The sequence below is a fragment of the Arthrobacter sp. zg-Y179 genome, assembly GCF_020907345.1.
Taxonomy (GTDB): Bacteria; Actinomycetota; Actinomycetes; order Actinomycetales; family Micrococcaceae; genus Arthrobacter_B; species Arthrobacter_B jinronghuae.
On record NZ_JAJJOB010000004.1, the window covers coordinates 104,843 to 131,842 of the forward strand.

The following is a 27,000-nucleotide window of genomic DNA, read 5'->3' on the forward strand; positions in this document are numbered from 1 at the left end:
TGGCGTCACCGGCATCGGCGGCTGACGCCGGCCGAAGACACACATGCGGATCGAAAGGCTAACGCTGCTCCGCCGTCACCAACTGCGCATGCACCCGCTCCAACCGGTCCAGCCACCACTGACGGCGCTCCGGCGGTGCGGCAAACCGCTCCAACAGCTCCTCGGACACCGGCACGTTCCGCACGGCCAGGGCACCGCCGTCGGGCACCAGCGATTCTTCCGTCACGTCCCCGGCCATCAGCGACAACGTACCCAGCCCGCAGGCATACGGCAGCTCGGGCAGTGCCGCGGCCAGTGCCACTCCGGTCCGGATCCCCACCGAGGTGTCGATGGCGGAGCTCACCACGGCCGGCAGTCCGGCCTGCGCCACAATCTCAACAGCGCGGCGCACCCCGCCCAACGGGGCCGCCTTGATGACGATCAGGTCCGCAGCGTCTTCCCGGGCGACCTTCAGCGGATCGCTTTCCTTCCGCACGCTTTCATCGGCGGCGATCAGCACCGGAACCCCGCGCCGGCGCAGCTCGGTCCGGACGGCGCGCAGGCCGTCGATGCCCGCTACGGGCTGTTCGGCATATTCCAGCCCGGCCTCGGCCAGCAGGGTCAGCGTGTCGACGGCGGTGGGCACGTCCCAGCCCGCGTTGGCATCCACCCGGATACCGGCGTCGGGCAGCAGCCGGCGGACCTCAGCCACCCGGGCCAGGTCCTGAAGCGGAGACTGGCCGGCTTCGGCCACTTTGACCTTCACTGCAGGGACGTTTCCGAACCGGGCCAGCACACCCTCCACCTGATCCACCGCCACGGCGGGGACCGTGCCGTTCACCGGGATGGACTTCCGCACCGCTTCGGGATAGCCCTGCCAGGCCGCTTCCAAGGCGGAGGCGAGCCAAGGTGAGGCCTCGGCGTCGGAGTATTCCGGGAACGGGGAAAACTCGCCCCAGCCGGCCGGCCCCTCGATCAGCAGGGCCTCGCGGTGCAGGATGCCGCGGAACTTCACCCGCATGGGGATGGACACCACGCGGGCTCCGGCGAGGAGGGCAGACAGGTCAGGGTTGTTCGGCACCCTGCCAGCCTACGCTTTGGCGCCCACCGGCTGCCTGCTTCGGGTCGTGCAGGTAAGGACCCAAAATGATGTGGCAATCTGGATGCAATGGATACTCGCAACTTGCTGGCACAGCGCGCCCGTGCCGAACGACCGGCTGCGCATAATCCGGCGCTCTTTCTTTTCGCAGCCCTCCTCTGCGCTGCCGGCGTTGCCGCAACGTATTGGTTCTTTGTCCGCACCACTACCGGCCAGCTCGCCGATGAGTCCGCCTTCAAGGAAGCGGAGCTGATTGCACCGGCCACCGAACGGCCGGTGATCGCGTTCCTGGACGAGCTGCCACTGATCTCCGTCTTCATCGCCGTGATCGTGGTGGTGTTTGTATCCATCCTCCGGCACCGAATTTCACCGGCGGTGATTGCCCTCGGCACCTTCGGTGCAGCAAATGTCAGCAGCCAGCTGCTGAAACGGACCGTGCTGGACCGGCCGGACCGCGGGGTGGTGACCCTTGATTTCAACTCGCTGCCGTCCGGCCACACCACCCTGGCCGCCTCTGCAGCTGCGGCGGTCTTCCTGCTCGCCTCGCCGCGCTGGCGGCCCCTGGCTGCACTCTTCGGCGGCAGCTACGCCGTGCTCGCGGGCGCCGCCACCTTCCTCAACCTCTGGCACCGGCCGGCCGATGTCGTTGCCTCGCTCCTGGTGGTGGCTGCCTGGACCCTTGTCGGCGGCCTGGTGATGATGCGAACCAACCCGGACTGGAACCGCTGGCCTGCCAAGGGAGCGGCACAGGGAGCGGCGAAAGTGATTGCCGTGATCTGCGCCGTGCCGGGCGTGCTCGCCACGGCTGCCAGCCTGGGGCTGTACTTCTATGCCCGCTGGGACCCCACCGCGGTGAGCACGTCTGCGCCGCTGTATTTCTGGGCGGGCCTGTCCCTGATAGTGGGCGTCGGTTACCTGGTCAGCGCCCTCGCCTGCTGGCTGTTCAACCAGCAGGCCGGAGATCCGGCACGCCGGTAACGGGCAGCAGGGCGATAGAGGCTAGCGGGCCTCTCCGGCGGTAACCGGACTGCCTGCGGCCTTCCGTCCCGGAACCCAGATCCAGAGCACGACGGCGCCCAGCAGTCCCAGGACAGCGGTGGCCCCGATTCCTGCCGAGAGCGATACGAGGGCTGTCACTCCGGAGAGGATGCCGGGGCCGCCCATGGTCCCGACGTCTGCCAGCAGCCGCCAGATGCCCAGGAACTGCGGGCGTCCGGGCGAGGGTGAGAAGTCCGCACCCAGGGTCATCACGATTCCGGAGCCAATGCCGTTGCCGAACCCGATCAGCAGTGCCGCCAGCAGAAGTCCGGTTGCTTCCGAAGCCAGCGGCAGCAGCCCGAGGCCCAGCCCCATGATCAGCATGCAGGGCACCGCCACCGAGCGCCGCCCCCAGGTGTCCATGGCCTTGCCCGCGGGATAGAAGATCAGCATGTCGATGGCACCGGAGAGCCCGTAGATCAGGGCCGTGGCGGTGGGGTCCAGGCCGATGTGCTGGCCCCAGAGCGGAATCACTGCCTGCCGCGTCGCACGGACGGCGGCGATCAGCAGCACCCCGATGCCGATGGTCCGGAAGATCCGTGCATGGCTTCGCAGGATGGACCGCACGGTGGGCGCTGGGCCGACGTCGGCTTTGGACTCCCGCCCGGACGATCCGCTCCTACCGGAACGGACAGCAAGATCGGGCACCTGGAGGCTGATGATCCCGGCGCCGACGGCGGCCGCGGCACCCACCCAGTACGCCCCGGTGGTGCCGAAGAAGTGGATTGCGCCGGCAGCTGCGAAGGGGCCGATGAAGACGCCGATTCGGTTCACCCCGCCGAGCGTTGACAGGGCCCGTGCCCGGAAGTGCACCGGTACGGCTTCCGTCAGATAGCTCTGGCGGGCCAGCCCGAAGACCGAGCCCGCCATTCCGACCATAAAGACGGCCAGGGCGAAAACCGCCAGCACAGGGACAGCAGCGGCAAGGACCATCGCCAGCGCGCACCAGGCCGAAGCAGCCACAAGCGCCCATTTCTCCCCGAAGCGCGTGGTCACAATGGTGGCAGGCACATTCGTCAGGAGTGAACCGACTCCGGTAAGGGTGATGACCAGCGCCGCGAGGGCAACGGTGGCGCCCAGACCGCGGGCGCTGAGCGCAATGACCGGGAGGATGGCTCCGGTCGCCAGCCCGTAAAGCAGGGTGGGCCCGTAGGCCGGGATAGCTATTTTCCGAAGGCTGAAATCGTCCGCTGGCACGGCCCCAGACTATCCCCAAACGGGGTTTGGTCCGCTCCTGATTACTGCTTCAGCCACTTCCACCGGGCAAGGGTCCGCAGGCGGGTGAGCAGTGCCCGTGACTGGTCCGGCCCGTACGGCAGGATGGGAATTGCCTTCGTCATGTCCACCGATGCCTGATCCATGGCGCTGCGGGTGACGGCGACGGCGGTGCGCATCTTGTTCATTTGAGTGGTCACGAAATCCACCGTGACGGGCTTGCCGTGCCCGGGAACGAAAACCGTGTACAGGTCCTCGAGTGCCGAGATTTTTCCCAGCGTGCGGATCCAGTCCTTGGGGAAGGAGTCCTCGAAGGCCGGATCGGCGCCCTGCTCTACGAGATCACCGGTGAAGAGCACGTCTGAAGCTCCCACCAGCAGGTCATGGTCCGTATGGCCGCGTCCGAGGTGGAAGAGGGTCACGGAGATGCCGCCCAGGTCCAGGTCCACTGGTGCGTCCTCCACCAGCTTGGTGGGTTCGGCGATTTCCGTGTTTTCGCCCATGGCCGCAGCCATCTCGGGTTCGGCGTCGGCAGCCTGCGGGCGGTGGCTGTTTCCGTTTTCACGGATGCTGGCGGCGCATCCGGCGGTACCCCAGATATCCTCCACGCCGTTGGCGAGCATCAGGGCATTGCCGAAGTAATGGTCAAAGTGGGCATGCGTGTTCACTGCCGTGAGCGGCAGATCGGTCAGCATCCGGGCGGAGTCGTAGATCTCCTGCGCCATGCCGGGGCCTGCACCGGTATCGATCAGCAGTGCCCGATCGTCCCCGATCACCAGCCCGGTGTTAACGGCAAAGGCAGCATTGGCGCGCACCCAGACCCGGGGCGCGACCTCCTGCCATCCTCGCTGGGTGGGGACGTGCTGCTGCGGTGTTTCTGTCATGTCAGCTTTCCTTTTCGCCGGCTGGATTCCAACCTATCGCGGGTGGTTGTCTGCGGCACGTATTACAGGTCCGCCAGCACGCGGCCCGGATTTTCGACGGCGTCGGCAACGTAGCGCAGGAAGCCGCCGGCGGCAGCGCCGTCGCAGACGCGGTGGTCGAATACCAGGGTCAGCTGGGTGACCTTCCGGACCTCGAGCCGGCCGGAAACCACCCATGGTTTGTCAATGATGCGTCCCACGCCGAGGATGGCCGACTCGGGGTAGTTGATGATGGCAGCGCTGCCGTCCACCCCGTAGACACCGTAGTTGTTGAGCGTGAACGTGCCCGAGGAAAGTTCGGCGGGGGTTGCCCGGCCGGCCTGGGCGGCAGAAGTAAGACGGCGGATCTCCGCGTCCAGTTCCCGAGTGGACAGCGTGTCCGCCCGCCGAACCGAGGGAACCATCAACCCGCGCTCAGCCTGCACTGCGATGCCCAGGTTCACGCCGTCGAAGGCATCAATCACTGCCTGCTGTTCTTCCTTGCCCCCGCCCGTGTTATTGCGTGTGTCCTCCGACGAGCCCGCGCCGATATCCTCCCCTGCAGACACAAACCGGGTGTTGAGTTCCGGGAACCGGGTGAGTCCGGCCAACGTGAAACGGGCCAGGAAGGCCAGCAGCGATGGTGCCTCGTGCTGCTGCCCGGAAAGGTCCGCGCGCAGGTCCATCAGGGCGGTGGCATCCACATCCACCCACACGGTTGCCTCGGGGATCAGGCTGCGGCTGCGGCTAAGGTTTGCGGCGACGGTGCGCCGAAGGCCGCGCACCGGAGTGCGCGAGGTGACGGTAAGCCCGGTCCGCGCATCTGCTGCGGTGTCGGATGCCGCGGCCGTGTGCTCCGCCGCAGCGAGCGCCATGGCGGCTTCGACATCGCGGCGCAGGATCAACCCGTCGGGACCGCTGCCGGCGACATCCGCCAGCTTCAATCCGGCGTCACGGGCCAGGCGGCGGACCAGAGGGGATACACAACGCGGAGCTTCCGTCCGAGCGGAGGGGCCGGCAGCCGCACCCATCCGCCGCCGAGGTGCACGGCTGCGCCGCGGGGACTGCCCGCCGGCCGGGGTTCCGTAGCCGATGAGTACGTTCCCGGACCCTGCCTTCTCTTCCTCCCGGTAGGCCTCCCCCGCCGCGGTCTCACCGGCCGATTCCGCAGCCGCTACTGCTTCGGCCGCTTCCGCCGGGCCCACGGCCGCCGCAGGTGCCATGGTTTCCCCGGTTCCCGCGGCTGTCATTCCGGCGGCCAGACCGGCCCCCACCGTCGCCGCAGCCGTGGTCTCCACCGAGATCAACGGACGCCCGACGTCGACGCTTTCGCCGGCCCGGCCATGCAGCTGCGCCACGCGGCCCGCGAAGGGGGACGGAACTTCCACCAGGGACTTTGCCGTTTCCACTTCGGCAACAGGCTGGTCCACCACAACCGTGTCCCCCACGGCCACGAGCCAGGTGACGAGTTCGGCCTCGGTCAGGCCCTCGCCCAGGTCCGGCAGCAGGAAGGTGCGCACACTCATCGGGGCTCCTCCGAAGCAGAGGTTCCGGCACCCGCGCCGGCACCGGGAGCCTCTTCCCACTGCAGTTCATCCACGGCGTCCAGTATCCGGTCCACGCCGGGCAGGAACCAGTGTTCCAGCTTCGGCGCCGGATACGGCACATCGAAACCGGTCACCCGCAGCACCGGAGCGGCGAGGGAATGGAAGCAGCGTTCCTGGATGCGGGCCACGATTTCCGACGCCACGGAGGCAAACCCCGGTGCTTCGGAAATGACCACTGCCCGTCCGGTGCGCCGGACGGACGCGTCTACCGCGGCGTCGTCGTACGGAACAATCGAACGCAGGTCGATGACCTCCAGGGACCGGCCCTCGGCTTCGGCGGCTGCCGCTGCAGCCAGCGCCGTCGACACGGACGGTCCGTAGGCCACCAACGTTGCATCCGTTCCGGTGCGCGCCACCGCTGCTGTCCCGATACCGCCCGAAACGTGCCGGCCTGTGCGCTGTGCTTCATCGGCGGCCTGGCGCAGGGCAGCCAGGTCCACTGTTTCCTTGCTCCAGTAGAGCTTCTTCGGTTCCAGGAAAACCACCGGATCATTTAGCCGGATCGCGTCGCGCAGCAGCGTGTAGGCATCCGCTACGGTTGCCGGCGCGACGACGGTCAGGCCGGGGGTGTGCGCGTAATAGGCCTCTGAGGAATCGCAGTGGTGTTCCACCCCGCCGATCCCGCCGGCATACGGAATGCGGATCACCAGCGGAAGTTTCACCTTTCCCCTGGTCCGGTTGGACATCTTCGCCACGTGGCTGACCACCTGCTCGAACGCAGGGTAGGCGAAGGCGTCGAACTGCATCTCCACTACCGGACGCAGGCCGTTCATCGCCATGCCCACGGCCATTCCCATGATCCCGGATTCGGCCAGCGGAGTGTCGAAGCAGCGGTCGGTTCCGAACCGCGCAGTCAGCCCGTCGGTGATCCGGAAGACCCCGCCGAGCGGCCCCACATCCTCCCCGAAAACCACCACCGTCGGGTCGGCCGCCATTTCATCGGCGAGCGCAGCGTTGAGCGCCTTGGCGAAGGTCAGGGTTTCCGGCCCGGACTCCGTCCCGGCTTCGGCCATTTGCCGCACCTGGGACGGAGTGTCCGTTGGAGTTGCTGCCATGGTGCTGCCTTTCGGATCGGGAGGTGTCACCGCGAAGCGCCGGGATCTGCAGGGGTCCCGGTGCCGCCCGGACCTGCGGCTGCGTTGCGGACCAGCGCATCGCGTTCTGCCTCGTCGCGTTGCAGTTCGCCGCGCAGCAACTCGGACTGCTCCGCCAGCTGGGGTGTGCGCCGGGTATAGACGTGTTCAAACAGGGACAGCGGGTCAGGTTCGACATCGGCGTTCAGACCCTCGCGCATGGCTGCCGCGAGCGCTTCGGCCGCCGCGGCCAGTTCATCCTCGCGGGCGTCATCGAGCAGCCCGCGGCCGCGCAGGTAGGACCGGGTCCTGGCTAGCGGGTCCCGGGGCAACCAGTCCTGCACTTCTTCCGCCGAACGGTACCGGGTGGCGTCGTCCGCGTTGGTGTGGGCCTGCATGCGGTAGGTATGCGCTTCCACCAGTGCCGGTCCGCCGCCTTCTCGTGCCCGCAGCACTGCCGCGCCCAGGACGGAGAGGAGGGCGGCGACGTCGTTCCCGTCCACCCGCTCCCCCGGCATGCCGTATCCGATGGCTTTGTGGGCCAGCGACGGCGCCGCGGACTGGTTTTTCAGCGGCACCGAGATGGCATATTCATTGTTCTGGATGAAGAACACCACGGGTACATGGAACACCGCGGCAAAGTTCAGCGCTTCATGGAAGTCGCCCTCGCTGGTGGCACCGTCGCCGCACAGGGCGAGCACCACGGTGTCCTCCCCCTTGAGCTTCGCGGCGTGCGCGACGCCGACGGCGTGCAGCAGCTGGGTGGCCAGCGGTGTGGCCTGCGGGGCCACCCGGTGCTCGTACGGGTCATAGCCGCTGTGCCAGTCTCCGCGCAGCAGCGTCAGCACCTGCAGCGGGTCCACTCCGCGGGACATCACGGCAACACTGTCCCGATACGTGGGAAACAGCCAGTCCTGCGTTTGGAGCACCGCAGCGGCGGCTACCTGGCAGGCTTCCTGCCCGTGCGAGGAAGGGTAGACGGCCAGCCGTCCCTGACGCACCAGGGCGTTGGCCTGGTCATTGATCCGCCGGCCCGCCACCAGACGGGCATAGGCATCCAGCAGCATGTCATCGGCGGGCATCGCGTACCGGGAATCCTGACGGGCGGCTCCGCCGGCATCCAGCAGCTGGACGGGGACGTCCGAGGGCAACAGGGCATCCGCGCTCCCGGAACCGCTTTCGGTGCCGAAGGCAGCCTGCTGGGTCCTGCCGGTAGAGATGGTCATCGCGAGCCTCCGTCCGCAGTACCGCGGCTTCTTTGCACACGGAACTTCTGTCTTGCCAGTATGCTTTCGGCCGTTGAATCGTTACCAGCATTCCCCGAAATCTTGGACGCCAGCGCTCTGCGGGAGTAATCTGATGGACACCTTGCAAATGTGACGCAGATTACTCGGGGAGAGCGTGGACATTATGACTACAACGCAGGTGCAGCCGCTGGATGACATTGACCGGAAGATCCTGGCCGTCCTGCGGGCCGACGGCAGGGCGTCATTTACGGCCGTCGCGCAGGAAGTCCACATCTCCCGGGCGCACGCCTACTCGCGGATTGCCCGGCTCACCGAGTCCGGAGTCCTCAGCCGATTCACCGCACTGGTTGATCCGGAGAAGGCCGGCCTGGGCTCTTCGGCGTATGTGACGCTGAAGGTCCGCCAGCACGCCTGGCGGGAATTGAAGGACAGGCTCAGCGAGGTGCCGGAGATCCACCACATCGCACTGGTGGGCGGCTCGTTCGACGTGATTGTGCTGGTCCGCGCCGAGGACAACATCCACCTGCGCAGGGTCATCTTCGACCAGCTGCAGTCCATGCCGGGTGTCCTCGACACACAGACCTTCCTGGTGTTCGAGGAACGCGACACCCGCTAGCGGCGCAGCAGGGGAAGCAAAAAGCAGGGCCCGCGCTGCAGGCCCTGCTTTTTACGTCTGCTTTTTATGTCTGCCCGGACGGTTCATTCGATCCGGGCAGGTTCCTTGGTCCGGGCATCCATTCAATCAGTCCAGTCCAGTCCGGCAGGTCAGTTTTCGTCGTGGCCCTGGTCGGTGCTCATCTGGTCCTCTGCCGGAGGGGTCTCTCCCGGAGGAACGCCGCCGCCGGGCTCGAGGCCGGTGATGTTGCCGTCCAGCGGATCAGGATTGGTGCTTCCGGCCTTGGCCTCGCTGTGGGCGTGGTTGCCGGTGCCCTCCTGCGTATTGGAGCCCTTTTGCGCATCCTTGGGCTTATCCGGGTTCGCCGGGTCATTGTTCGGGTTATAGCTGTCGGCCATGTTCCGCCTCCTCGGTGTCTCAGGGTTCTCTAGCGCCGGCAAGCACCTGTTGTAAGCATGCTTACGAGTTAGTTCAAACCTAGTCCGGTGTCCGCCGCACCACAAGCCGGCCCCGGACGGGTCACCCCTGGAAAACGGGCCTGCGCTTACCCAGGAAGGCGTTGAAGCCCTCCGCATAGTCAGGAGTGCCGCTGAGCTTTTCCTGCACGGTATTCTCGGCATCCAGCGCTTCCCAGAAACCCAGCCGCCGGTCCCGGATCTGTGCCACGAGTTCCCGGGACGCAGTGAAGGCCTGGGTGGGTCCGGACGCGACGCGCACTGCCGTGGCACGGGCGCGGTCCAGCAGTTCGGCGGGGTCCACGGCGCGGCTGAACAGGCCGCCGGCTACGGCCTCCGCGCCGCTCATCAGATCCGCAGTGTAGATCAGGTCCAGGGTGCGGTGCGGTCCCAGCCGTTCCGTGAACAGCCAGTGCCCGCCCGAATCCAGTGCCGCACCCAGGTTCGCGAACGGCGAGCCGATTTTCGCGTCGGCAGCCACATAGACGACGTCGGTGGCCACCAGCAATCCGAGCCCCACTCCCAGGCACGCACCCTGGGCAGCAGCGAATGTCGGCGCAGGGAAGGAGGTCATCTTCTGCAGCAGCGGCAGCAGGTCATCCACGAGGTAGCCGCGGGCGTCGTCGTGTTCCGGAGAGACGGTGGAAAGGTCCCGCCCTGCACAAAAGCTCCGGCCCTCTCCCCGCAGCAGCAGTGCCCGCACGCCGGCGGCCGCGGCGTCGTCGTACGCCTGCCCCAGTTCCGCCAGGGCGGGACCGTCCAAGGCGTTGAGTTTCTGCGGGGCGTTCAGGACGACTTCGGCCACGCCGTCGGAGATGGTCAGGTCGATCATCGGGTGCTCCTAGGCGTCGTAGTCAACGGTCACCTCCGGACTGGTGGGCCGGCTCTGGCAGGTCAGCACGTAGCCGCGCTCCAGTTCCTCCGGTTCCAGCGCGTAGTTCTCCTCCATGTCCACGGTGCCGGAGACCAGCTTGGCCCGGCAGGTTCCGCAGACGCCGCCGGCGCAGGCGAAAGGCACATCCGGACGGACGCGAAGGGCGGCATTGAGCACTGATTCGCGGGCGTGCACCGGGCTCGCCACCTTGCCCTGCAGCCCGTCCAGCCGGAAAGTGATGTCGAAGTTCTCCGCCGAGCTGTCGGGCAGAACCGGACGGCCGGCGGAGCCTTCCGGACGGTCGGGGCGTCCGGTGGTGAAGAGTTCGAAACGCACCTTCGCCGGGTCGACGCCGCGTTCAGCTAGCGCATCGCGGCACAGCTGCACCAGGTCGAACGGGCCGCAGAGGAACCATTCGTCCACCGCTGCGGCCGGCAGCACCGAGTCGATCAGGGTGGTGAGTTTCCCGGCGTCGAGCCGTCCGCTGAGCAGCGGCGAAATCCGCTGCTCGCGGGAGAGGACGTGATGCAGGGCGAACCGGGACGGGTAGCGGTCCTTCAGGTCCGCCAGTTCCTCCAGGAACATCACGTCCATGGCCGCCTTGTTGGCGTAGACCAGGTCAAAGCGCGTGGTGTCGGAGGAAGCCAGCACGGTGCGGGCAATCGCGATCACCGGGGTGATGCCGGACCCTGCGGCTACGGCAGCGAAGACCTGCCCGTGCACCGCTTCCAGGCCGCGTTGGCCCGGGGCATGCCGGGAGATGAAACTGCCGGCCGGGCTCATTACGTCCAGCACGTCACCGGCCCTCAAATGCTCGTTCACCCAGGAGGAAAACAGGCCGCCCAGGTCCCGCTTCACGGCCACGCGCAGTTCGCCGGGCTTCGGTTCCGCGCAGATGGAATAGCTGCGCCGCAGTTCCGTGCCGTCCAGGACAGTCCGCAGGGCGACGTACTGTCCCGGCAGATAGGCGTACGCCTCCACCAGCTCGGACGGTACGTCGAAGGTGACCTCGACGGCGTCGCCGGTCAATCGGCGTACGGCGGCAACGGTCAGTGGATGGAAGGCACCGCGGCGGGGCGGCGCTTCGGGAAGGGCGGTCATGGTTTCAGAGCACCTTGAAGTAGTCGAACGGTTCCCGGCAGTCGCTGCACACCCACAGCGCCTTGCAGGACGTGGATCCGAACCGGGTCAGCTCACGGGTATTCAGGGACGAACACTGGGGGCATTTCACGCTCAGGCCCACCCGCACGGGACCGGCAGCGGCCCGGCCCGACGGCGGCGCGATGCCGTAGGCGTCCAGCTTCGCTTTTCCTGCGCTGCTCATCCAGTCGGTGGTCCATGCCGGAGCCAGCTCGAGGGAGACCTGGACGCTGGGATAGCCGGCAGCACCCAGGGCTGCGGTGACGTCCTGCCGGATGGCGTCCATGGCAGGGCATCCGGAATAAGTGGGCGTGATGGCCACCTGCACGCTGGTTTCGGTGACCTGCACCCGACGGAGCACACCCAGGTCTTCGATGGTCAGTACGGGGATTTCCGGGTCGCAGACAGTGGCGGCGACATCCCAGGCCGCTGCCGCTGCGGGGTCCGCCGGGCGCAGGGAGGTTTCCATCAGGCTCACCACGATGCACCGGGATGTTCGCGGGCGAGCACCTGCATCTCTGCCAGCAGATAACCCAGATGTTCGCTGTGCTGTCCGCGCCGGCCGCCGCCGGGAGCGGGCTGCACCGCGGGCAGGTCCAGTTCCGCCTGGCGGAGTATGGCGGCAACGTTGCCGTCGAAGGCAGGCTTCAGGGACGAGGGCAGAACCGCCCGGCTCCCGAGTGAGACCACGAGCTCGTCGTCGTCGAACAGCTCCGCCACGTACGGCCAGGTCAGTTCGAGCGCACGGATCATCCGGCGGCGGGATTCGTCTGTGCCCAGGCCCAGCCGGAGAACCCACTGGGCGCTGTGGTCCCGGTGGTAATCCACTTCCTTGACCGCCTTCGCCGCAATCGCCGAAAGGGTGGGATCGGTGGAATGCTGCAGCGCGCTGTACAGCTCGAACTGGTAGAAGGACACCACCAGCTGCCGGGCAATGGTCCGGGCAAAATCGCCGTTGGGCTGCTCCACCAGGTGCACGGAGCGGAATTCGGTTTCCTGCCGCCAGTACGCGAGATCATCCTCGGTACGGCCGTCTGCGCTGCCCGCATAACTGAGGAAGGAGCGGGCATGCCCGATCAGGTCCAGGGCAATGTTCCCCAGCGCCACGTCCTCTTCCAGTTCCGGTGCCCGCGATATCCACCAGCCGAGCCGCTGCGCCAGCACCAGCGCATCGTCGCCCAGGCGCAAGGCATAGGCAGCGGTGTCCGGTTCTGCACGCGTTCCGGAGGCGGCAATGTCCTCCGGCCGCAGGGCGTTGCCCGGAGTAATCCGGGTGGCGCTGTCCGAACTCACAGGTGCTTCACCCCTTCCGACTTGGTGTAGTAGGTGGCGTGGCGGTAATCCTTGCCCTGCGGGGATTCGAAGAACTGCCCCTTGGCATCGGGGTCGCTGGCAATGATGGCCGACGCCGGCACCACCCAGAGCGAAACACCTTCGTTGCGCCGCGTGTACAGATCCCTGGCGTTGCGCACTGCCATGTCCGCGTCCGGTGCATGAAGCGATCCGGCATGCACGTGGGACAGGCCGCGGGAGGAGCGGACAAACACTTCCCAGAGCGGCCAGCCCGCTGCGGGGATCGGCGCAGCCGTTGGCGTGCCGGGAGTTGCCGTACCGTTCCCCGAGACGACCGGCTTCGACCCGTCGTCGCCCGTTGTTGATCCGCCCGTCATGGCTATGCCGCCCCCGCTTCGCTGGAGATCGAACCGACAGGGCTGCGGCCGGCCTGCCGGGCGGCATAGGCAGCCGCGGCTTCACGCACCCAGGCGCCGTCTTCATGGGCTTCCCTCCGTCGGGCCAGACGCTGCGAGTTGCACGGACCGCGCCCGGCGAGGACTTCGGAGAACTCGTCCCAGTCGAGCGGTCCGTGTTCCCAGCGTCCGGTCTCCTCGTTGAAACGGATGTCCGCATCGGGAAGGGTCAGGCCGAGCACCTTCACTTGCTCGAAGATCACGCCGACAAAGCGGGAACGCAGTTCGTCATTGGAGAAGCGTTTGATGTTCCAGGCCATGGACTGGCGGGAGTTCGGTGAATCCTCGTCCGGGGGTCCGAACATCATCAGTGAGGGGGCGTACCAGCGGTTGATTGCGTCCTGGGCCATCTCCCGCTGCGCAGGGGTGCCGCTGGCCAGTTCCAGCAGGATCTCGAAGCCCTGCCGCTGGTGGAAGGACTCTTCTTTGCAGATCCGCACCATGGCCCGCCCGTACGGACCGTAGGAGGCGCGGCAGAGCGGGACCTGGTTGCAGATGGCGGCACCGTCCACGAGCCAGCCGATGGCACCCATATCCGCCCATGTCAGCGTGGGGTAGTTGAAGATGCTCGAGTAGCGCGCCTTACCGGCAATGAGGTCGGCGGTCATTTGGTCCCGCGGTGTGCCCAGGGTTTCAGCGGCGGAGTACAGGTAGAGGCCGTGGCCTGCTTCGTCCTGCACCTTCGCCATCAGGATCGCTTTGCGCTTCAGGGACGGTGCACGGGTGATCCAGTTTGCTTCCGGCTGCATGCCGATGATCTCCGAGTGTGCGTGCTGGGAGATCTGCCGGACCAGCGTCTTTCGGTACCCGTCGGGCATCCAGTCCCGCGGCTCCACCCGGGCATCCGCTGCAATGAGTGCGTCAAAGTGCTCTTGCCCGCTCATGTTTCTCCGCTTCCACTTGCGCCGACGAGTGGTCACCAATAGCCGCGCGCTAAATAATTACCGACCGTTCGTTCAGGATATGGAGGTGCGGTGGGCCAGTCAAGGGGCGGGCCATGTAAAACTGTTGAGTAGATGTTGCGGTGCGGAAAGGAAAGTCATGGGTATTCCAGAGCCCGACGCCGGCCGCCGGCCCATCCCTGCGGGTGCAGCTTCGAGTGGCAGCGGATCTTCCCCGGAGCAGGCCATCGCAGAGTTGGCTGGACCTGACCAGGCCGTCGCCGCCCAGGCGGGACCTGAGCTGGCAGGCCCCGGCCAGGCGGGACCTGACGAGGCGGGGCAGGCGGTAACCGGACAGGCAGAGCGGACGTCCGCCGCCGTCGTCATCGTCCCCACGCTTCTGGGCCTGCTGGGTTTCTTTGCCGTGTCGGCAGCCGTAACCGCTGACGAGGCGACCGTCAGCGTCACCGCTCCGGGGTTGCTGCTGGCCCTTACCGCCATGGTGGTGGCCGGGGTCAGCCCGCTTTACGCGGTAAACCCCACCTGGGCATCCCTGCGGCGGCCGGCTGTGATGCTGGCGGCCTGTCTCCTATTGGAGACCGTGCTGCTCCTGTTTGCGCCGCAGGTGATCCTGTTCTCGCTGCCGGCACTGCCGCTGGCCCTGTGCGGAGGAAGTGTCCTGCTGGCCACGAGCCTGTGGGGCCAGTTCCGCAAGGGTCCGGCACCCGAGCCGGTGCTGCTCCCCCGGCAACGAGCCGCGGCGCGCTCCTTCACTTCGACTTTGCTGGTGGTGGTAGTGAACTGGGCGCTCTTCCTTGCAGCCGGTGCACTCTGCGCCTGGCTGCTGCTCGGGGACTAGCCCGGCCGGCACTGAGCCGGCACTGAGCCGGCACGGAGCCGGCCCGGAACCCGCACTAAGCCCGCCCGCGGCTAAGCCGCGAGCATAACGCCAGCGCGGTCCTTCGACGCCGCCGCCGGGATGGATATATTCGAAGCATGACTACTCCCCAGCCTCCGGTTGCCAAGAAAGTCCCCACCGAACGCACCCGCCACGGTGACACGTTCATTGACAACTATGAGTGGCTCCGGGAGAAGGAAAACCCGGAGGTGGTGGAACACCTCAAGGCAGAGAACGCCTACTCCGCGGCAATGACGGCAGACCAGGAACAGCTGCGCGGCGAGATCTTCAACGAGATCAAGAACCGCACCGAGGAAACGGACCTGTCCGTTCCGGCACGCAAAAAGGGCTGGTGGTATTACACCCGCACCGAGGAAGGCAAGCAGTACGCCATCCACTGCCGCACCGCAGCCCAGGACACCGGGAACCTCGACGCCGACTGGACGCCGCCCGCCGTCGTCCCCGGCGTTCCGGTCCCGGGCGAACAGATCCTCGTGGACGGCAACGCGGAGGCTGAAGGCAAGCCGTTCTTCTCGCTCGGCGGACTGGCCGTCACCGAAGACGGCAACCTGCTGGCGTACTCCGAGGACAACGCCGGAGACGAGCGGTTCACGCTGCGGATCAAGGACCTGCGCACCGGGGACCTGCTGCCGGACGTCATTTCCAACGTTTTTTATTCGCTGGCCTTCTCCCCCGACGGCCGCCGCGTCTTCTACACCGTGGTGGATGATTCCTGGCGTCCGTACCAGGTCAAGGCCCACACGCTCGGCACCCCGGTGGAGGACGACGTCGTCATTTACCAGGAAGACGACATCGCCATGTGGACCGGCTTCGATCTCTCGGCGGACCGCCGGCAGCTGCTGATCGGCATCAGTAGTTCCGAGTACAGCGAATACCGGGTCCTGGACTTCGATGACCCCACCGATACCGTGCGCACGCTGATTCCGCGCAGCGAGCGCATCCTTTACGAAGCCGAGCCCCTGACCCTGGACGGCACGCGCAAATACCTGGTGACGCACAACCGGAACGCCCTGAACTCGATGCTTTCGCTCGTCGCCGAAGAAGAGTTCGCCAAGCCGCTGGCGGACCAGCACTGGGACACCGTCATTGCCCACGATGACACCGTGCGCGTCAACGGTGCCGCCGTAACCCGCACCCATGTGCTCGTGTCGGTCCGCAAGGACACCACCGAGCGGGTGCAGATCCTGCCCGTGGAAGGCCTCGGCACCCCGGCGCAGGGCGCACCTGTGGAACCGGCATTCGACGAAGAGCTCTACACGGCCAACCTGGCCAACGCCGAGTTCGATTCCCCGATCGCCCGCCTCAGCTACACCTCCTACCTCACGCCGCCGCGCGTCTACGATTATGTGCTGGCCACCGGAGAGCTGGAGCTGCGGAAGGAAACCCCCGTAAAGGGCGGTTACCGTTCCGAGGAGTACGTGGCCGAGCGGGAATGGGCGACGGCGGCGGACGGCACCCGCATTCCGCTCTCCGTCATCCGCCGGGCGGACCTGCAGAAAGACGGCAGCAACCCGGCACTGGTCTACGCGTACGGCAGCTACGAACTGAGCATGGATCCGGCGTTCAACATCGCCCGGCTGTCGCTGCTGGACCGCGGCGTCGTCTACGTGGTGGCGCACATCCGCGGGGGCGGCGAGATGGGCCGCGCCTGGTATGACAACGGCAAGAAGCTGAACAAGAAAAACACCTTCACCGACTTCGTGGATGCCACGGACTGGGTTGCCGCCTCCGGCTGGGCGGATCCGGACCGGATCGCCGCGATGGGCGGTTCCGCCGGCGGGCTGCTGATGGGCGCCGTCGCAAACCTGGCCCCGGAAAAGTACCGGGCCATCGTGGCGCAGGTGCCCTTCGTGGATGCGCTGACCACCATCCTGGATCCGGACCTGCCGCTGTCGGCCCTGGAATGGGAGGAATGGGGTAACCCCATTACCGATCCGGAGGTCTACCGGTACATGAAGGAGTACAGCCCGTACGAAAACATCCGGGCCGTGGACTACCCGCAGATCGCCGCCGTCACGAGCTTCAACGACACCCGTGTGCTGTACGTCGAACCGGCCAAGTGGGTGGCGCAGCTGCGTGAAACCACTACCGGCAGCGAGCCGATCGTCCTGAAGATCGAAATGGACGGCGGCCACGGCGGAGCATCGGGCCGGTACGAGGCCTGGAAGGACCGGGCGTGGGACTACGCGTTTATCCTGTCCGCGCTCGGCGCCCGGGAACTGCTGCCGGCTGCCCGCCGGGAGAACGCGGCCTAGGCGGACGGGGCATTCTGCGTAGCCCGCATCGCCGAGCGAGGAACGAGCGAGGCAGCCGCGAACCAGGGTTCCCTCTTCGAGCTTGCGAGATGGAGGGCGGGGTCGCGGCGCTAAGGGCGGCAGAATGTCCCGGTAGCCTAGGCGGACTCCCGGACCACGAGCTCCGGCGGGTAGACGACGTGCTCCAGATGTGAACCGGGCTCCTCGATTTCGCGCAGCAGCATCTCGGCGGCCCGCCGGGCCATCTCGACCATCGGGTTGACCACCGTGGTCAGGCCCGGCGTGCTGGAGGATGCGAGCTGGTGGTTGTCATATCCCACCAGCGCCACGTCGCCGGGCACGGACAGTCCGCGCCCGCGCAGCACCTCCAGCACGCCCAATGCCATCGGATCGGACGCGGCAAAGATCGCGTCAATGCCGGGATCGGCGTCGAGCAGCCGGGCGGCGGCGGCTGCCCCGCCCTCGGTGGTGAAATGTCCGGATTCGATGCCGGCCGGTTCCAACCCCGCCTCGGCCAGTCCCTGCCGCCACCCCTCGGTCCGGTCCTGGGCGGCAGTCATGTCCGCCGGCCCGGTGACCGTGGCGATCCGTCGGTAGCCGCGGCCCGTGAGGTGCCGGGCAGCGAGCAGCCCGCCGGTCCGGTTGTCCGTATCCACGAACGCCAGCCCGGCATGGTCCTGCCAGGGCCGGCCGATGAAAACTGCGGGCAGCGTTGCGTCCGCCAGTTCGGTTTCCAGGGCGTCGGCTTTGTGGTGGGAGACGATGATGGCTCCGTCCACGTGGCCGCTGCGCAGGTATCGGATGAACTGCCCTTCTTTCTCCCCCTGGCGGGCAATCAGCAGTACCAGTTGCACTTCGGTGTCCTTCAGGGCCTCCGTGATTCCGTTCAGCGTCATGGCGAAGAAGGGGTCCACCAGGACCCGGCCGTCCGGCTCCGGGATGACCAGGGCGATGGAATCGGCACGGCTGGTGGCCAGGGACCGGGCCGCACGGTTCGGTGTGAAACCCAGTTCCCCGATCGCCGCGTCGATGGCGGCCTGCGTCCGGGCACTAACCCGGGCACCTCCGTTGATGGCACGGGACACGGTCGAGCGGGAAACCCCGGACAGCGCCGCCACGTCTTCCAACGTGGGGCTGCTGCGCCGGGGTTTCACCGACCCGCTCCGGGGCCCGGGCTTAAGGCTGCTCATCGTTTCGACGATACGACATACGCAGGGGTTGCGGCGCCCGGCACCGGCACGCCCGGGGGCAGGGCATTGGCGGCCGCCGCTTCCGCGTACCAGAGCCCGCTCGCCTTGGGCGTGCGCTGCAGTGTTTCGTAATCGACGTGCACAATCCCGAACCGCTTGGCGTACCCCCAGGCCCATTCGAAGTTGTCCATCAGCGACCAGGCAAAGTAGCCGCGGACGTCGACGCCGTCCGCCACCGCGTCCTGCACTGCTGCCAGATGCGACCGGATGAAGTCGAGGCGATCCAGGTCCTGGACGGTCCCGTCTGCCACCACGTCGTCGTCGAAGGCTGCACCGTTTTCGGTAATGTACAGCGGCACTCCCGCCGGCCCGGTGTAGTCGCGCTGCAACCGGTTCAGCAGCCGCCGAAGCCCCTCGGGCTGGATCTCCCAGCCCATGTTCGTTTGCGGCAGTCCGCGCCGCACGGCATGGATCCCGTCGGCGGCAGGATACGGGCTGGCCGTGGGACGTGCCGACGGCGCCGCCGTCGTCAGGGGTGCCGTCGCCGGGGTCTTGGTGAAGGCATCACCGTGGTAGTAATTCACCCCCAGGAAGTCGATGGGGGAACTGATGACCGCCAGGTCTCCGTCCCGGACGTGGGATTCGAAGCCGTAGGGAGCCAGATCCGCCACCACGTCCTCGGGGTACTTCCCGTGGAAGACGGGGTCCGCGAACATCCGGTTGAACTGTCCGTCGATGCGGCGGGCTGCGTCGACGTCGTCGGGGTTCTGCGGATCGGCGGGATCCGCGACCGTGAAGTTCAGGGTCAGGCCGGTGTCCAGGGCTGGGTCCCGTCCCTTAAGCGCCTGGACTGCAAGTCCATGCGCCAGCAGCAGGTGATGGTTCGCCGCAACCGCGAGTTTTCGATCCTGCAGTCCGGGTGCATGCTCGCCGCTGGCGTAGCCGACGTAGGCGGAGCACCAGGGCTCGTTCAGGGTGGTCCAGGCCGTCACCCGGTCCCCCAGCACGTCGTGGACGCTGAGGGCATAGTCGGCAAACCGGTACGCAGTGTCCCGGTTGGCCCAGCCGCCCTGGTCCTGCAGGGCCTGCGGCAGGTCCCAGTGGTACAGGGTCAGCCACGGCTGGATCCCGGCCTCGAGCAGCGAATCCGTCAGTCTGCTGTAGAAATCCAGCCCCGCAGCGTTGACCGGACCGCCGTCGGGCCGGATCCGTGCCCAGGAGGTGGAGAACCGGTAAGAGCCAAGGTTCAGTGACTTCATGAGGGCCACGTCGTCGTCCATCCGGTGATAGTGGTCGCAGGCGATGTCCCCGTTGTCGCCGTTCACCACTGCGCCGGGAACGCGGCTGAAAGTATCCCAGATGGAATCCTTCCGGCCGTCTTCCGAAGCAGCGCCCTCCACCTGGTAGGCGGCGGTCGCCGCACCCCACACGAACCCGGACGGGAATGAGGCGTTGTTGTTCATGGTCATCCCTTAACCGCTCCCTGCATGATTCCTGCAACCAGGTGCCGCCCGGCGACGGCGAAGACGATGAGCAGCGGAATGGTGGAGAGCACCACGCCGGCCAGGACCACTGAGTAGTCGACAAAGCGCGCTGACTGCAGTTGCTGCAGTGCCACCGGCAGGGTGGGGTTCTGCGCATTGAGGACAATGAACGGCCAGAAGAAATTGGTCCAGGTGGCCACGAAGGTGAACAGTGCCAGCATCGCGGCGGCCGGGCGTGCTGCCGGCAGGGCCACATGCCAGAAGGCCTGCCACATGTTGGCGCCGTCCATCCGTACGGCTTCGATCAGTTCGTCCGGCAGCGCGTCCTGCAGGTACTGGGTCATCCAGAAGACACCGAAGGCGGTGACCAGCCCCGGGATGATGACGGCTCCCATGGTCCCGGTCCAGCCGAGCTTGGACATCACGATAAACAGCGGAATGACACCGAGCTGGGTGGGTACGGCCATCGTGGCCACTACGAAAACCAGCAGTGCCTTGCTGCCACGGAAGCGCAGCTTCGCGAAGGCGAAACCGGCCAGGGAGGAGAAGATCACCACGGAAGCGGCCGTCACGGTGGAAACAAGGATGCTGTTGCCCAGGGCTTTCCAGAACGGAATGGTATCCAGCACCGTGGCCGCGTTGGCGAAGAAGTTGCCGCCGGGAATCAGCGGAACTCCCTTGACGATCGCCGTGCTGTCATGGCTGGCCACCAGGACGGACCAGAGGATCGGGAGGGCAGAGCCCATGATCACGGCCCCCAGCAGTCCGTAGGTGACGAAGCCCGGTCGCCGGTTGTATCCGCCGGTCTTCCGCCCGCGGCCCCATGCCGGGTGCGGCGGCTGCGCACCGCCGCGGTTCCGACGGCGTCGGGCGGTTTCGGCGGCACGTTTCCCGGCTGTCTGTTCGACCATGGGTACGGAGGTCATTTCCGTCCTCCCTGCGAGGCAATGCGGCGGGTGATGAGGAAATTGAGGGCCGCGATGAGCACGATGATGACGAACAACAGCCAGGCGACGGCGGACGCGCGGCCCAGGTTGCGCTGCCCCCAGCCGAGTTCCCAGATGTACATGGTGAGGGTCTGCCACTGCCGGTCGGCCCCGCCCAGGCCGTAGGCGTCAAAGACACGCGGCTCGTCGAAAATCTGCAGGCCGCCGATGGTGGCGGTGATGACCACGAAGATGATGGTGGGCCGAAGCATGGGAACGGTTACCGAGATGAACTGCCGCCAGCGGCTGGCGCCGTCGAGGATCGCCGCTTCATACATGTCCCGCGGCACCGCCTGCATGGCAGCCAGGAAGATCAGGGCGTTGTAGCCGGTCCAGCGGAAATCCACCATGGTGGCAATGGCGACGTGGCTCGCCAGGGTGTTGGAGTGCCACGGAACGGGATCCAGGCCGATAGACGTCAACAGCCCGTTAATGGCGCCGGACTGGTCAGCGAAGACATTGCCGAAGATCAGGCCCACTGCCACCGGGGCAACCACATAGGGAACCAATACGCCCATGCGCCAGAACGTCTTGGCCCGCAGGTTCGCATCCAGGACGGCGGCAATGCCGATTGCCAGGATGATCTGCGGAACCGCCGAGATCAGGAAGATGCTGAAGGTGTTGCCCACCGCGTTCCAGAAGTACGGCTGCGAGAGGACGAAGGTGAAGTTCTCCGTGCCGCTGAATCCAAGGTTGCCGCCGATGAGGTTCCAGTTATGCAGCGAGACCCACCCGGTATAGAGCAGCGGGAACAGCCCGACAATCGCAAACAGGATAAAGAACGGTGAAATGTAGAGATACGGGGAGACTTTGACGTCCCAGCGGGCCAGCCGGCTGCTGAACCCTACCCGGCGTACCGGCGTCCGCGCTGCCGGCGGCTTGACGGTGACAGCCATGGCTATCTTCCTAACGTCCAAGGGGAATCGAAGTTTGGTTCCGGTGCCTGCGGCGCTCTACGCGGCCGCAGGCACCGGACGCCTGTGGATGCTACTGGAGCGCTTCTACTCCGGTGACGAACTTCTGCCACGAAGAGTCGGGGTCGTCGGACTTGAGGACGTCCACCCGGTCCAGCGCCTGCTGCATCGAATCATTGATGGCGAAATAGTTCGGCCCCTTGAACGGCGTCACAGTCACGGCTTCAGCGCGGTCGGCCAGGATCTGACCCACCGGAGCATCATTGAAGAACGCGTTGGTTGAGCCCGTCAGCTCTTCCATCTCGTAGGCCTCGACCTGGCTGGGGAAGGTGCCCTTGGAAGCAAATGCCTTGATCTGCTGCTCCGGAGCGGTGAGCCACTGGGCCAGCTTGATGGCCTCTTCCTGGTTCTTCCCCTGCGTGGGAACCGTCAGGTAGGACCCGCCCCAGTTACCGCCACCGCCCGGGAAGACATTGGCGATATCCCAGCCTTCAACGCCGGCAGCGTTGCCCTCGATACTGCCCAGCATCCAGCCCGGGCAGAAGGTGGTGGCAAAGGCGCCGCTCTGGAAGCCGGCCTCATAGTCATCGGACCACAACTGCAGATGCGCGGAGAGATCCTTGTCCACAGAGTTCTCGAGCACCTGGTTGTAGATGTCCTTCACCTCCGGGTTCTCGGTGGCGATGACCGTCCCGTCATTTTCCTCGTAGGCGTTCTCGACCTGATTGATCATGCCCTGGTAGGCGGACATGGCAGAGTCGTACCAGGCGGCGTCGGACTTCGCAGTGAACTGTTCGCCGATTTCGAAGTAGTGGTCCCAGTCGCCTTCGAGCAGCTCCGCAACTTCCTCGCGGTCCGTCGGCAGGCCCGCTGCCGCGAATAGGTCCGAGCGGTAGCAGATAGCCTGAGGGCCGACGTCGGTGCCGTAGCCGATCAGTTTTCCATCCTCGGTGGTCGCGCCCTCGACCTTCCAGTCCAGCCAGCGGTCTTCCACCTCGGGGCTGGCCAGGTCCGCGAACTGGTCCGGGTACTGCTTGAGTTCCGGCAGCCAGTCCACTTCGATGCCCTCGATGTCCGAGAGGCCGGAACCGGCAGCGAGCTTGGTGTTCAGGTTGTCCCGGGCATTGTTGGAGGTGGCCTTCTTGTCATGCACGATCTTGATGTTGGGGTTCGCCTCCTGGTACTCCTCGAGCAGCTCCTCGTAGCCCCACTCGTTGAAGGTGCTGATGCTGAGCGTGACCTGGCCGTCCCCTCCTTCGGAAGCTCCTTCGTCTCCCCCGCCGCAGGCTGTCAGGAGAAGGGCTGCGGCTGCAACGGATGCGGCAAGCGCAGGTCCGCGGCGTGCACGGCCGGCGGAAGTGGGTTTGGTACTCATTGCTGACTCCTTTGTCATAATCCGGGTGTCGAAGCACGAGTGTCCGCGATACCTCCGCGCATTCCGTGCCGCTGCCTTACGGATGCGCCCTGCTGCCGAACCGGCGGCCAACTAAAAACGGTGGGAGCGCTCCCACAAGCTCAGCCAATCGTGATGTGCGCTGAATCACATGTCAAGTGGGAGCGCTCCCATACGCCAGGAAAAAGCCGCCTCCACGACGTAGCCGCAGGTCAGCGACGCGTTGTGGACCTCAGCGGTTATCCAATCGTTACCTCCCCGCTTGCGGCCGGAAGCAATCCGAACACAAAAAGGCCCGGACCAATCGGTCCGGGCCTGCTTGCGCTGGACATTCTCCAGCCGGGTTCAACAGCTACTCGACCGCGCCCGCGCCTTCCGCCTTTGGCTTCGGTGCGGTGACGCGGCGGCCTTCCGCGGGACCGGTGGAGCGGCCGGCGTCAGCTCGGGCGGTGTCGGCGTTGCGGCCGGCGTCAGCAGCTCGGGCGGCGTCGGCATTGCGCTCCGATCCGGCTGCGGGAGCGGGAGCAGCGGCGCCAGCGCCGCCCTCCTCGCCGTCGTCCTCCTCGTCATCGTCCTTGGTGACGGCCTTGTGGGACTGGCGCAGAACCTCAATGACAATCGGGATCACGGAGAGCACCACCACAGCCACGAAGATCAGGTCCAGGTTTTCCCGGACAAAGGGCACCCGGTCACCGAGCACGTAACCCAAGAGGGTCACACCGACGCCCCAGACGAACGCGCCCACCGCATTGAACGAAACGAACGCCTTGTAGTTCATCTGGGCAACGCCGGCCACCACCGGGGTAAAGGTCCGGACCACAGGCACGAACCGGGCCAGGATCACGGCTTTGCCGCCGTGGCGATCAAAGAACACCTGGGCGCGCTTTACGTTCTCCCGTTTGAAGAGCCTACTGTCCGGCCGGTTGAAGACGGCGGGGCCGGCCTTCCTGCCGATGTAATAGCCGGTCTGGTCGCCTACGAAGGCACTGATGAAGACCAGGACCGCAAGCAGCCACACGTTGATGTCGATGGTGCCCGTAGCCACCAGGAGTCCCGCGGTGAACAGCAGGGAATCCCCCGGCAGGAAGAAGCCGATCAGCAGTCCGGTTTCGGCAAACACGATGCCGCAGACCATCAGGACCACCCACGGTCCAAGGGCCGGGTCGGCAAGGAATACCTGGGGGTCCAGCCACTCAGGCAAAAGGGAAGAAGTTGGAGGGCGGACAGGACCGGAAACGGCTGTGGCCGCAGAGAGAGTCACCTCACTAGGGTACGCCACGGCCTCCGGCCGATCCCCGGCTGTCTGCAAGTTCAGCCGGGGATCGGTCTGCTGACCGCAACGGTCGGGATCCTTGACAGCCGAACGCCCGGCGGGATTACCTAATGAACATTCGGTAAAGAAAAGAGGTTCCATGGCTGACACCGAGGTCCCCCGGGACACGTACCGCGCCCATCCCCTCCTGGTCGACGACGCCGCCTCGGCATGGATGGGCATCGAAGTCGTGGCGGTCGGCCCCGGCACGGCACGCATTTCGATGCTTCTCCGCCCGCAGATGGTCAACGGTTTCGGCATCGGCCACGGCGGGATGGTCTTCGCCTTTGCCGACACAGCCTTCGCCCTGGCCTGCAATCCGGAAGGCGGCGGGCCTGCCCGGAAACGGGACCACATCACGGTGGCCGCCGGCGCCGACATCACGTTCCTGGCTCCGGTCACGGCGGGTGACCGACTGACTGCTTCCGCCGAGCACCGCGCCGGCAACGGCCGCAGCGGCGTGTACGACATAGAGGTGCGGTCCGAACGTCCCGACGGGACCGCCGTCGTCGTCGCCCTTTTCCGTGGACGCTCGCGCACCATCCCCAACCCCGCCCTGACACCGTCCGGCGCCCCCACCGAAAGCCGCGCATGAAAGCCACCCCCGCTCCGCTCAAGTCCACCGCAGCCGATCCCTCGACATTGGACCCTGAGGAACTTATGAGCCGGGACGAGCTGGAGGCCCTCCAGTTGACACGCCTGAAGCAGACCCTTGCCTACGCGTACGATCGGGTTCCCCTGTACCGGCGCAAGTTCGACGACGCCGGTGTGCACCCCTCCGATCTGCGGGAACTGAGCGATCTGGAACGGTTCCCGTACACCACGAAGGAGGACCTGCGCTCGACGTATCCGTTTGGCATGTTCGCAGTCCCTCAGCAGCAGGTGGCCCGCATCCACGCCTCCTCCGGAACCACGGGGCGGCCCACCGTCGTCGGCTACACAGCCGGGGACCTGGAGCGCTGGAGCTCTTTGGTGGCCCGTTCGCTGCGTGCCTCCGGAGTGCGGCAGGGATACAAGGTGCACAACGCCTACGGCTACGGGCTCTTCACCGGTGGCTTGGGAGCGCACTTCGGTGCGGAGCGGCTCGGCTGCACGGTGATCCCCGTGTCCGGCGGGCAGACGGAGCGGCAGGTCCAGCTCATCATGGACTTCGAACCGGACACCATCCTTTGCACGCCTACCTATCTGCTGGCCATCGCCGACGCCATGGCAGCCGCCGGCATCGATCCCCGGTCCACTTCACTGAAGAACGCCGTCCTCGGCGCCGAGCCGTGGACCGAGGAAATGCGGCACGAACTCGAAACGCTGATGGATCTGGATGCGTGTGACATTTACGGACTCTCGGAAGTCATGGGCCCGGGCGTGGCCGGCGAGTGTGTGGAGAGCAAGGACGGAGCCCACATCTGGGAGGACCACTTCCGGCCGGAGATCATCGACCCGTTTGATGACACCCGGGTCCTGGGCGACGGCGAACCAGGCGAGCTGGTTTTCACCTCCCTGACCAAGGAAGCGCTGCCGATCATCCGCTACCGGACCCATGACCTCACCCGCCTGCTGCCCGGCACGGCCCGGCCCTCCATGCGCAGGATGGGACGCATCACCGGCCGCAGCGACGACATGATCATCCTGCGCGGCGTCAATCTCTTCCCCACCCAGATCGAGGAAATCGCCCTGCGCATCCCGGCCCTGAGCCCGCACTTCCAGCTCGAAATCACCCGCCCGGCACGCATGGATGAGCTCACGGTCCGGATCGAGCGCCGTGAGGATGCCACGACGCCCGACTCCGCGGCGGCGGCATTGGAGCTCGCCGCGCAGATCAAGATCCATGTCGGCTCCTCCTGCGTCGTTGAGGTGGTCGACCCCGGGACGCTGGCACGCTCCAGCGGCAAGCTGCGCCGGATCTATGACCTGCGCCGCGGCGCCGATACCTCCTCCGCGCGGTGAACTCCCCGTTGACGTGGGAAAATAGCGCCATGCCTGCCGCCGCCGGAGCCTCCTCCGAACCTGCTCCCGTTTCCGCTGCCGATACTGAACCGGAGCAGACCGACCCCGTGTCCGAGCCTGCGTCCAGCCCGGCGTCCGGCCCGCGCCGCGGCAGGCCGGGATACGACCAGCAGACAGTACTGAACGTGGCCGTGGATGTCTTCAACCGGCACGGCTACGAAGCCACGTCCATGGGAATCCTGGCGGAAAACCTGGGCATCACGAAGTCCGCGATCTACCACCATGTGCCGTCCAAAGGTGACCTGCTGCGCCTGGCACTGGATCACGCCCTGGACGGACTCGAGGCGGTGCTGGACGATCCGAGGGCTTCGGCCGGTGCAGCGGATGCACGACTGGAATTCGTGCTGCGCGGCACCATCGAGGTGCTGACCGAGCGGCTGCCGTTCGTCACACTGCTGCTGCGGCTGCGGGGCAACACCGACGTTGAACGCAGCGCCCTGGCCCGGCGCCGCGAGTTTGACCACCGGGTGGCGGGACTCGTGGACGCCGCCCGCAGTGAGGGGTCGGTACGCAGCGACATTGATCCGCGCACCACCACGCGCCTGCTGTTCGGCACGATCAACTCGATTGTGGAATGGTACAAACCCGGCGGCCCGCTGCCCGCACAGAAACTCGCGGACAACATCATCACCATGGTTTTTGACGGGCTGCATACGCGCCGGGTCTGAC

25 protein-coding genes and 1 pseudogene are annotated in these 27,000 nt (G+C 66.4%); 7 read left to right on the forward strand and 19 right to left on the reverse strand.

Features of this window, described 5'->3' with window-relative positions:
• Positions 1–58: 58 nt before the first annotated feature.
• Positions 59–1,060: an o-succinylbenzoate synthase gene (locus LOC56_RS02625; RefSeq protein WP_331460897.1), complete on the reverse strand. Its 1,002-nt coding sequence runs from the start codon at positions 1,058–1,060 to the stop codon at positions 59–61.
• Between the two features lie 87 nt (positions 1,061–1,147).
• On the opposite strand from LOC56_RS02625, the gene LOC56_RS02630 reads away from it, so the two are divergent.
• A complete protein-coding gene (locus LOC56_RS02630) occupies positions 1,148–2,056 on the forward strand; it encodes a phosphatase PAP2 family protein (protein WP_229950189.1) in 909 nt (302 codons plus the stop codon).
• Positions 2,057–2,077: 21 nt separating this feature from the next.
• On the opposite strand, the gene LOC56_RS02635 is transcribed toward LOC56_RS02630, so the two are convergent.
• The 5 genes from LOC56_RS02635 to pdhA form a co-directional block, all read right to left on the reverse strand.
• Entirely contained in the window at positions 2,078–3,313 is a 1,236-nt protein-coding gene (locus tag LOC56_RS02635; RefSeq protein ID WP_229950190.1) for an MFS transporter, read from the reverse strand.
• A 41-nt stretch (positions 3,314–3,354) separates the two neighbouring features.
• Positions 3,355–4,215 (reverse strand): MBL fold metallo-hydrolase, encoded by an 861-nt coding sequence (locus LOC56_RS02640; protein ID WP_229950192.1) that lies wholly within the window; start codon positions 4,213–4,215, stop codon positions 3,355–3,357.
• Positions 4,216–4,277: 62 nt separating this feature from the next.
• Positions 4,278–5,759, reverse strand: coding sequence for a dihydrolipoamide acetyltransferase family protein (locus LOC56_RS02645; RefSeq protein ID WP_229950194.1), 1,482 nt, complete (start codon positions 5,757–5,759; stop codon positions 4,278–4,280).
• Positions 5,756–6,853 carry an alpha-ketoacid dehydrogenase subunit beta gene (locus LOC56_RS02650; RefSeq protein ID WP_229950374.1) on the reverse strand — a complete coding sequence of 366 codons (1,098 nt, stop codon included), beginning with the start codon at positions 6,851–6,853 and terminating at the stop codon, positions 5,756–5,758. The genes LOC56_RS02645 and LOC56_RS02650 overlap by 4 nt, the downstream gene beginning before the upstream one ends.
• A gap of 68 nt (positions 6,854–6,921) precedes the next feature.
• Complete coding sequence (pdhA, locus tag LOC56_RS02655) at positions 6,922–8,139, reverse strand: pyruvate dehydrogenase (acetyl-transferring) E1 component subunit alpha (protein ID WP_229950196.1); 1,218 nt, start codon at positions 8,137–8,139, stop codon at positions 6,922–6,924.
• A 184-nt stretch (positions 8,140–8,323) separates the two neighbouring features.
• Here pdhA and LOC56_RS02660 point away from each other — a divergent pair, with 184 nt between their 5' ends.
• Positions 8,324–8,776 carry an Lrp/AsnC family transcriptional regulator gene (locus LOC56_RS02660; RefSeq protein WP_229950197.1) on the forward strand — a complete coding sequence of 151 codons (453 nt, stop codon included), beginning with the start codon at positions 8,324–8,326 and terminating at the stop codon, positions 8,774–8,776.
• A 149-nt stretch (positions 8,777–8,925) separates the two neighbouring features.
• Here the strand turns inward: LOC56_RS02660 and LOC56_RS02665 are convergent, their stop codons facing one another.
• From LOC56_RS02665 to paaA, 7 genes are all read right to left on the reverse strand, one after another.
• On the reverse strand, positions 8,926–9,174 hold the full coding sequence (locus tag LOC56_RS02665; protein WP_229950199.1) for a DUF6480 family protein: 249 nt from the start codon (positions 9,172–9,174) through the stop codon (positions 8,926–8,928).
• A 121-nt stretch (positions 9,175–9,295) separates the two neighbouring features.
• Positions 9,296–10,063 (reverse strand): enoyl-CoA hydratase/isomerase family protein, encoded by a 768-nt coding sequence (locus LOC56_RS02670; protein WP_229950201.1) that lies wholly within the window; start codon positions 10,061–10,063, stop codon positions 9,296–9,298.
• Positions 10,064–10,072: 9 nt separating this feature from the next.
• On the reverse strand, positions 10,073–11,206 hold the full coding sequence (gene paaE / locus LOC56_RS02675; protein ID WP_229950202.1) for a 1,2-phenylacetyl-CoA epoxidase subunit PaaE: 1,134 nt from the start codon (positions 11,204–11,206) through the stop codon (positions 10,073–10,075).
• A 4-nt stretch (positions 11,207–11,210) separates the two neighbouring features.
• Positions 11,211–11,714, reverse strand: coding sequence for a 1,2-phenylacetyl-CoA epoxidase subunit PaaD (gene paaD, locus LOC56_RS02680; protein ID WP_229950205.1), 504 nt, complete (start codon positions 11,712–11,714; stop codon positions 11,211–11,213).
• Positions 11,715–11,719: 5 nt separating this feature from the next.
• A complete protein-coding gene (paaC, locus tag LOC56_RS02685; RefSeq protein WP_229950206.1) occupies positions 11,720–12,538 on the reverse strand; it encodes a 1,2-phenylacetyl-CoA epoxidase subunit PaaC in 819 nt (272 codons plus the stop codon).
• The gene (paaB, locus tag LOC56_RS02690) at positions 12,535–12,915 is read right to left on the reverse strand and encodes a 1,2-phenylacetyl-CoA epoxidase subunit PaaB (RefSeq protein ID WP_229950208.1); all 381 of its coding nucleotides are present in this window, start codon (positions 12,913–12,915) and stop codon (positions 12,535–12,537) included. The genes paaC and paaB overlap by 4 nt, the downstream gene beginning before the upstream one ends.
• A gap of 2 nt (positions 12,916–12,917) precedes the next feature.
• Positions 12,918–13,877 carry a 1,2-phenylacetyl-CoA epoxidase subunit PaaA gene (gene paaA, locus LOC56_RS02695; RefSeq protein WP_229950210.1) on the reverse strand — a complete coding sequence of 320 codons (960 nt, stop codon included), beginning with the start codon at positions 13,875–13,877 and terminating at the stop codon, positions 12,918–12,920.
• Positions 13,878–14,034: 157 nt separating this feature from the next.
• On the opposite strand from paaA, the gene LOC56_RS02700 reads away from it, so the two are divergent.
• Positions 14,035–14,733, forward strand: coding sequence for a hypothetical protein (locus LOC56_RS02700; protein WP_229950212.1), 699 nt, complete (start codon positions 14,035–14,037; stop codon positions 14,731–14,733).
• 137 nt (positions 14,734–14,870) lie between these two features.
• Entirely contained in the window at positions 14,871–17,048 is a 2,178-nt protein-coding gene (locus LOC56_RS02705; RefSeq protein ID WP_229950214.1) for a S9 family peptidase, read from the forward strand.
• A gap of 137 nt (positions 17,049–17,185) precedes the next feature.
• Here the strand turns inward: LOC56_RS02705 and LOC56_RS02710 are convergent, their stop codons facing one another.
• The 6 genes and pseudogenes from LOC56_RS02710 to LOC56_RS02735 form a co-directional block, all read right to left on the reverse strand.
• Positions 17,186–18,238 (reverse strand): LacI family DNA-binding transcriptional regulator, encoded by a 1,053-nt coding sequence (locus LOC56_RS02710; RefSeq protein WP_229950216.1) that lies wholly within the window; start codon positions 18,236–18,238, stop codon positions 17,186–17,188.
• Positions 18,235–19,701 carry a GH1 family beta-glucosidase gene (locus LOC56_RS02715; RefSeq protein ID WP_442860051.1) on the reverse strand — a complete coding sequence of 489 codons (1,467 nt, stop codon included), beginning with the start codon at positions 19,699–19,701 and terminating at the stop codon, positions 18,235–18,237. Before LOC56_RS02715 ends, LOC56_RS02710 begins: the two co-directional genes overlap by 4 nt.
• A gap of 2 nt (positions 19,702–19,703) precedes the next feature.
• A complete protein-coding gene (locus LOC56_RS02720) occupies positions 19,704–20,648 on the reverse strand; it encodes a carbohydrate ABC transporter permease (protein WP_229950219.1) in 945 nt (314 codons plus the stop codon).
• Complete coding sequence (locus tag LOC56_RS02725; protein WP_229950221.1) at positions 20,645–21,604, reverse strand: carbohydrate ABC transporter permease; 960 nt, start codon at positions 21,602–21,604, stop codon at positions 20,645–20,647. Before LOC56_RS02725 ends, LOC56_RS02720 begins: the two co-directional genes overlap by 4 nt.
• Positions 21,605–21,695: 91 nt before the next feature.
• Positions 21,696–22,997, reverse strand: coding sequence for an ABC transporter substrate-binding protein (locus LOC56_RS02730; protein ID WP_229950223.1), 1,302 nt, complete (start codon positions 22,995–22,997; stop codon positions 21,696–21,698).
• Between the two features lie 616 nt (positions 22,998–23,613).
• Positions 23,614–24,276: pseudogene (locus LOC56_RS02735) on the reverse strand (VTT domain-containing protein); the annotation flags it as partial.
• 151 nt (positions 24,277–24,427) lie between these two features.
• Between LOC56_RS02735 and LOC56_RS02740 the strand changes: the two are divergent.
• The 3 genes from LOC56_RS02740 to LOC56_RS02750 are packed head-to-tail and all read left to right on the forward strand — an operon-like array spanning position 24,428 to position 26,999.
• Complete coding sequence (locus tag LOC56_RS02740; protein WP_229950224.1) at positions 24,428–24,922, forward strand: hotdog fold thioesterase; 495 nt, start codon at positions 24,428–24,430, stop codon at positions 24,920–24,922.
• A complete protein-coding gene (paaK, locus tag LOC56_RS02745; protein ID WP_229950226.1) occupies positions 24,919–26,271 on the forward strand; it encodes a phenylacetate--CoA ligase PaaK in 1,353 nt (450 codons plus the stop codon). Before LOC56_RS02740 ends, paaK begins: the two co-directional genes overlap by 4 nt.
• Before the next feature lie 29 nt (positions 26,272–26,300).
• On the forward strand, positions 26,301–26,999 hold the full coding sequence (locus LOC56_RS02750; protein WP_229950228.1) for a TetR/AcrR family transcriptional regulator: 699 nt from the start codon (positions 26,301–26,303) through the stop codon (positions 26,997–26,999).
• Position 27,000: the final 1 nt, after the last annotated feature.

Coding starts and splice junctions, on each gene's coding strand:
- LOC56_RS02630 (WP_229950189.1), top strand. CDS start 1,148: ATGGATACTCGCAACTTGCTGGCACAGCGCGCCCGTGCCGAACGACCG.
- LOC56_RS02640 (WP_229950192.1), bottom strand. CDS start 4,215: ATGACAGAAACACCGCAGCAGCACGTCCCCACCCAGCGAGGATGGCAG.
- LOC56_RS02645 (WP_229950194.1), bottom strand. CDS start 5,759: ATGAGTGTGCGCACCTTCCTGCTGCCGGACCTGGGCGAGGGCCTGACC.
- LOC56_RS02650 (WP_229950374.1), bottom strand. CDS start 6,853: ATGGCCGAAGCCGGGACGGAGTCCGGGCCGGAAACCCTGACCTTCGCC.
- pdhA (WP_229950196.1), bottom strand. CDS start 8,139: ATGACCATCTCTACCGGCAGGACCCAGCAGGCTGCCTTCGGCACCGAA.
- LOC56_RS02660 (WP_229950197.1), top strand. CDS start 8,324: ATGACTACAACGCAGGTGCAGCCGCTGGATGACATTGACCGGAAGATC.
- LOC56_RS02665 (WP_229950199.1), bottom strand. CDS start 9,174: ATGGCCGACAGCTATAACCCGAACAATGACCCGGCGAACCCGGATAAG.
- LOC56_RS02670 (WP_229950201.1), bottom strand. CDS start 10,063: ATGATCGACCTGACCATCTCCGACGGCGTGGCCGAAGTCGTCCTGAAC.
- paaE (WP_229950202.1), bottom strand. CDS start 11,206: ATGACCGCCCTTCCCGAAGCGCCGCCCCGCCGCGGTGCCTTCCATCCA.
- paaD (WP_229950205.1), bottom strand. CDS start 11,714: ATGGAAACCTCCCTGCGCCCGGCGGACCCCGCAGCGGCAGCGGCCTGG.
- paaB (WP_229950208.1), bottom strand. CDS start 12,915: ATGACGGGCGGATCAACAACGGGCGACGACGGGTCGAAGCCGGTCGTC.
- paaA (WP_229950210.1), bottom strand. CDS start 13,877: ATGAGCGGGCAAGAGCACTTTGACGCACTCATTGCAGCGGATGCCCGG.
- LOC56_RS02700 (WP_229950212.1), top strand. CDS start 14,035: ATGGGTATTCCAGAGCCCGACGCCGGCCGCCGGCCCATCCCTGCGGGT.
- LOC56_RS02705 (WP_229950214.1), top strand. CDS start 14,871: ATGACTACTCCCCAGCCTCCGGTTGCCAAGAAAGTCCCCACCGAACGC.
- LOC56_RS02710 (WP_229950216.1), bottom strand. CDS start 18,238: ATGAGCAGCCTTAAGCCCGGGCCCCGGAGCGGGTCGGTGAAACCCCGG.
- LOC56_RS02715 (WP_442860051.1), bottom strand. CDS start 19,701: ATGAACAACAACGCCTCATTCCCGTCCGGGTTCGTGTGGGGTGCGGCG.
- LOC56_RS02720 (WP_229950219.1), bottom strand. CDS start 20,648: ATGACCTCCGTACCCATGGTCGAACAGACAGCCGGGAAACGTGCCGCC.
- LOC56_RS02725 (WP_229950221.1), bottom strand. CDS start 21,604: ATGGCTGTCACCGTCAAGCCGCCGGCAGCGCGGACGCCGGTACGCCGG.
- LOC56_RS02730 (WP_229950223.1), bottom strand. CDS start 22,997: ATGAGTACCAAACCCACTTCCGCCGGCCGTGCACGCCGCGGACCTGCG.
- LOC56_RS02740 (WP_229950224.1), top strand. CDS start 24,428: ATGGCTGACACCGAGGTCCCCCGGGACACGTACCGCGCCCATCCCCTC.
- paaK (WP_229950226.1), top strand. CDS start 24,919: ATGAAAGCCACCCCCGCTCCGCTCAAGTCCACCGCAGCCGATCCCTCG.
- LOC56_RS02750 (WP_229950228.1), top strand. CDS start 26,301: ATGCCTGCCGCCGCCGGAGCCTCCTCCGAACCTGCTCCCGTTTCCGCT.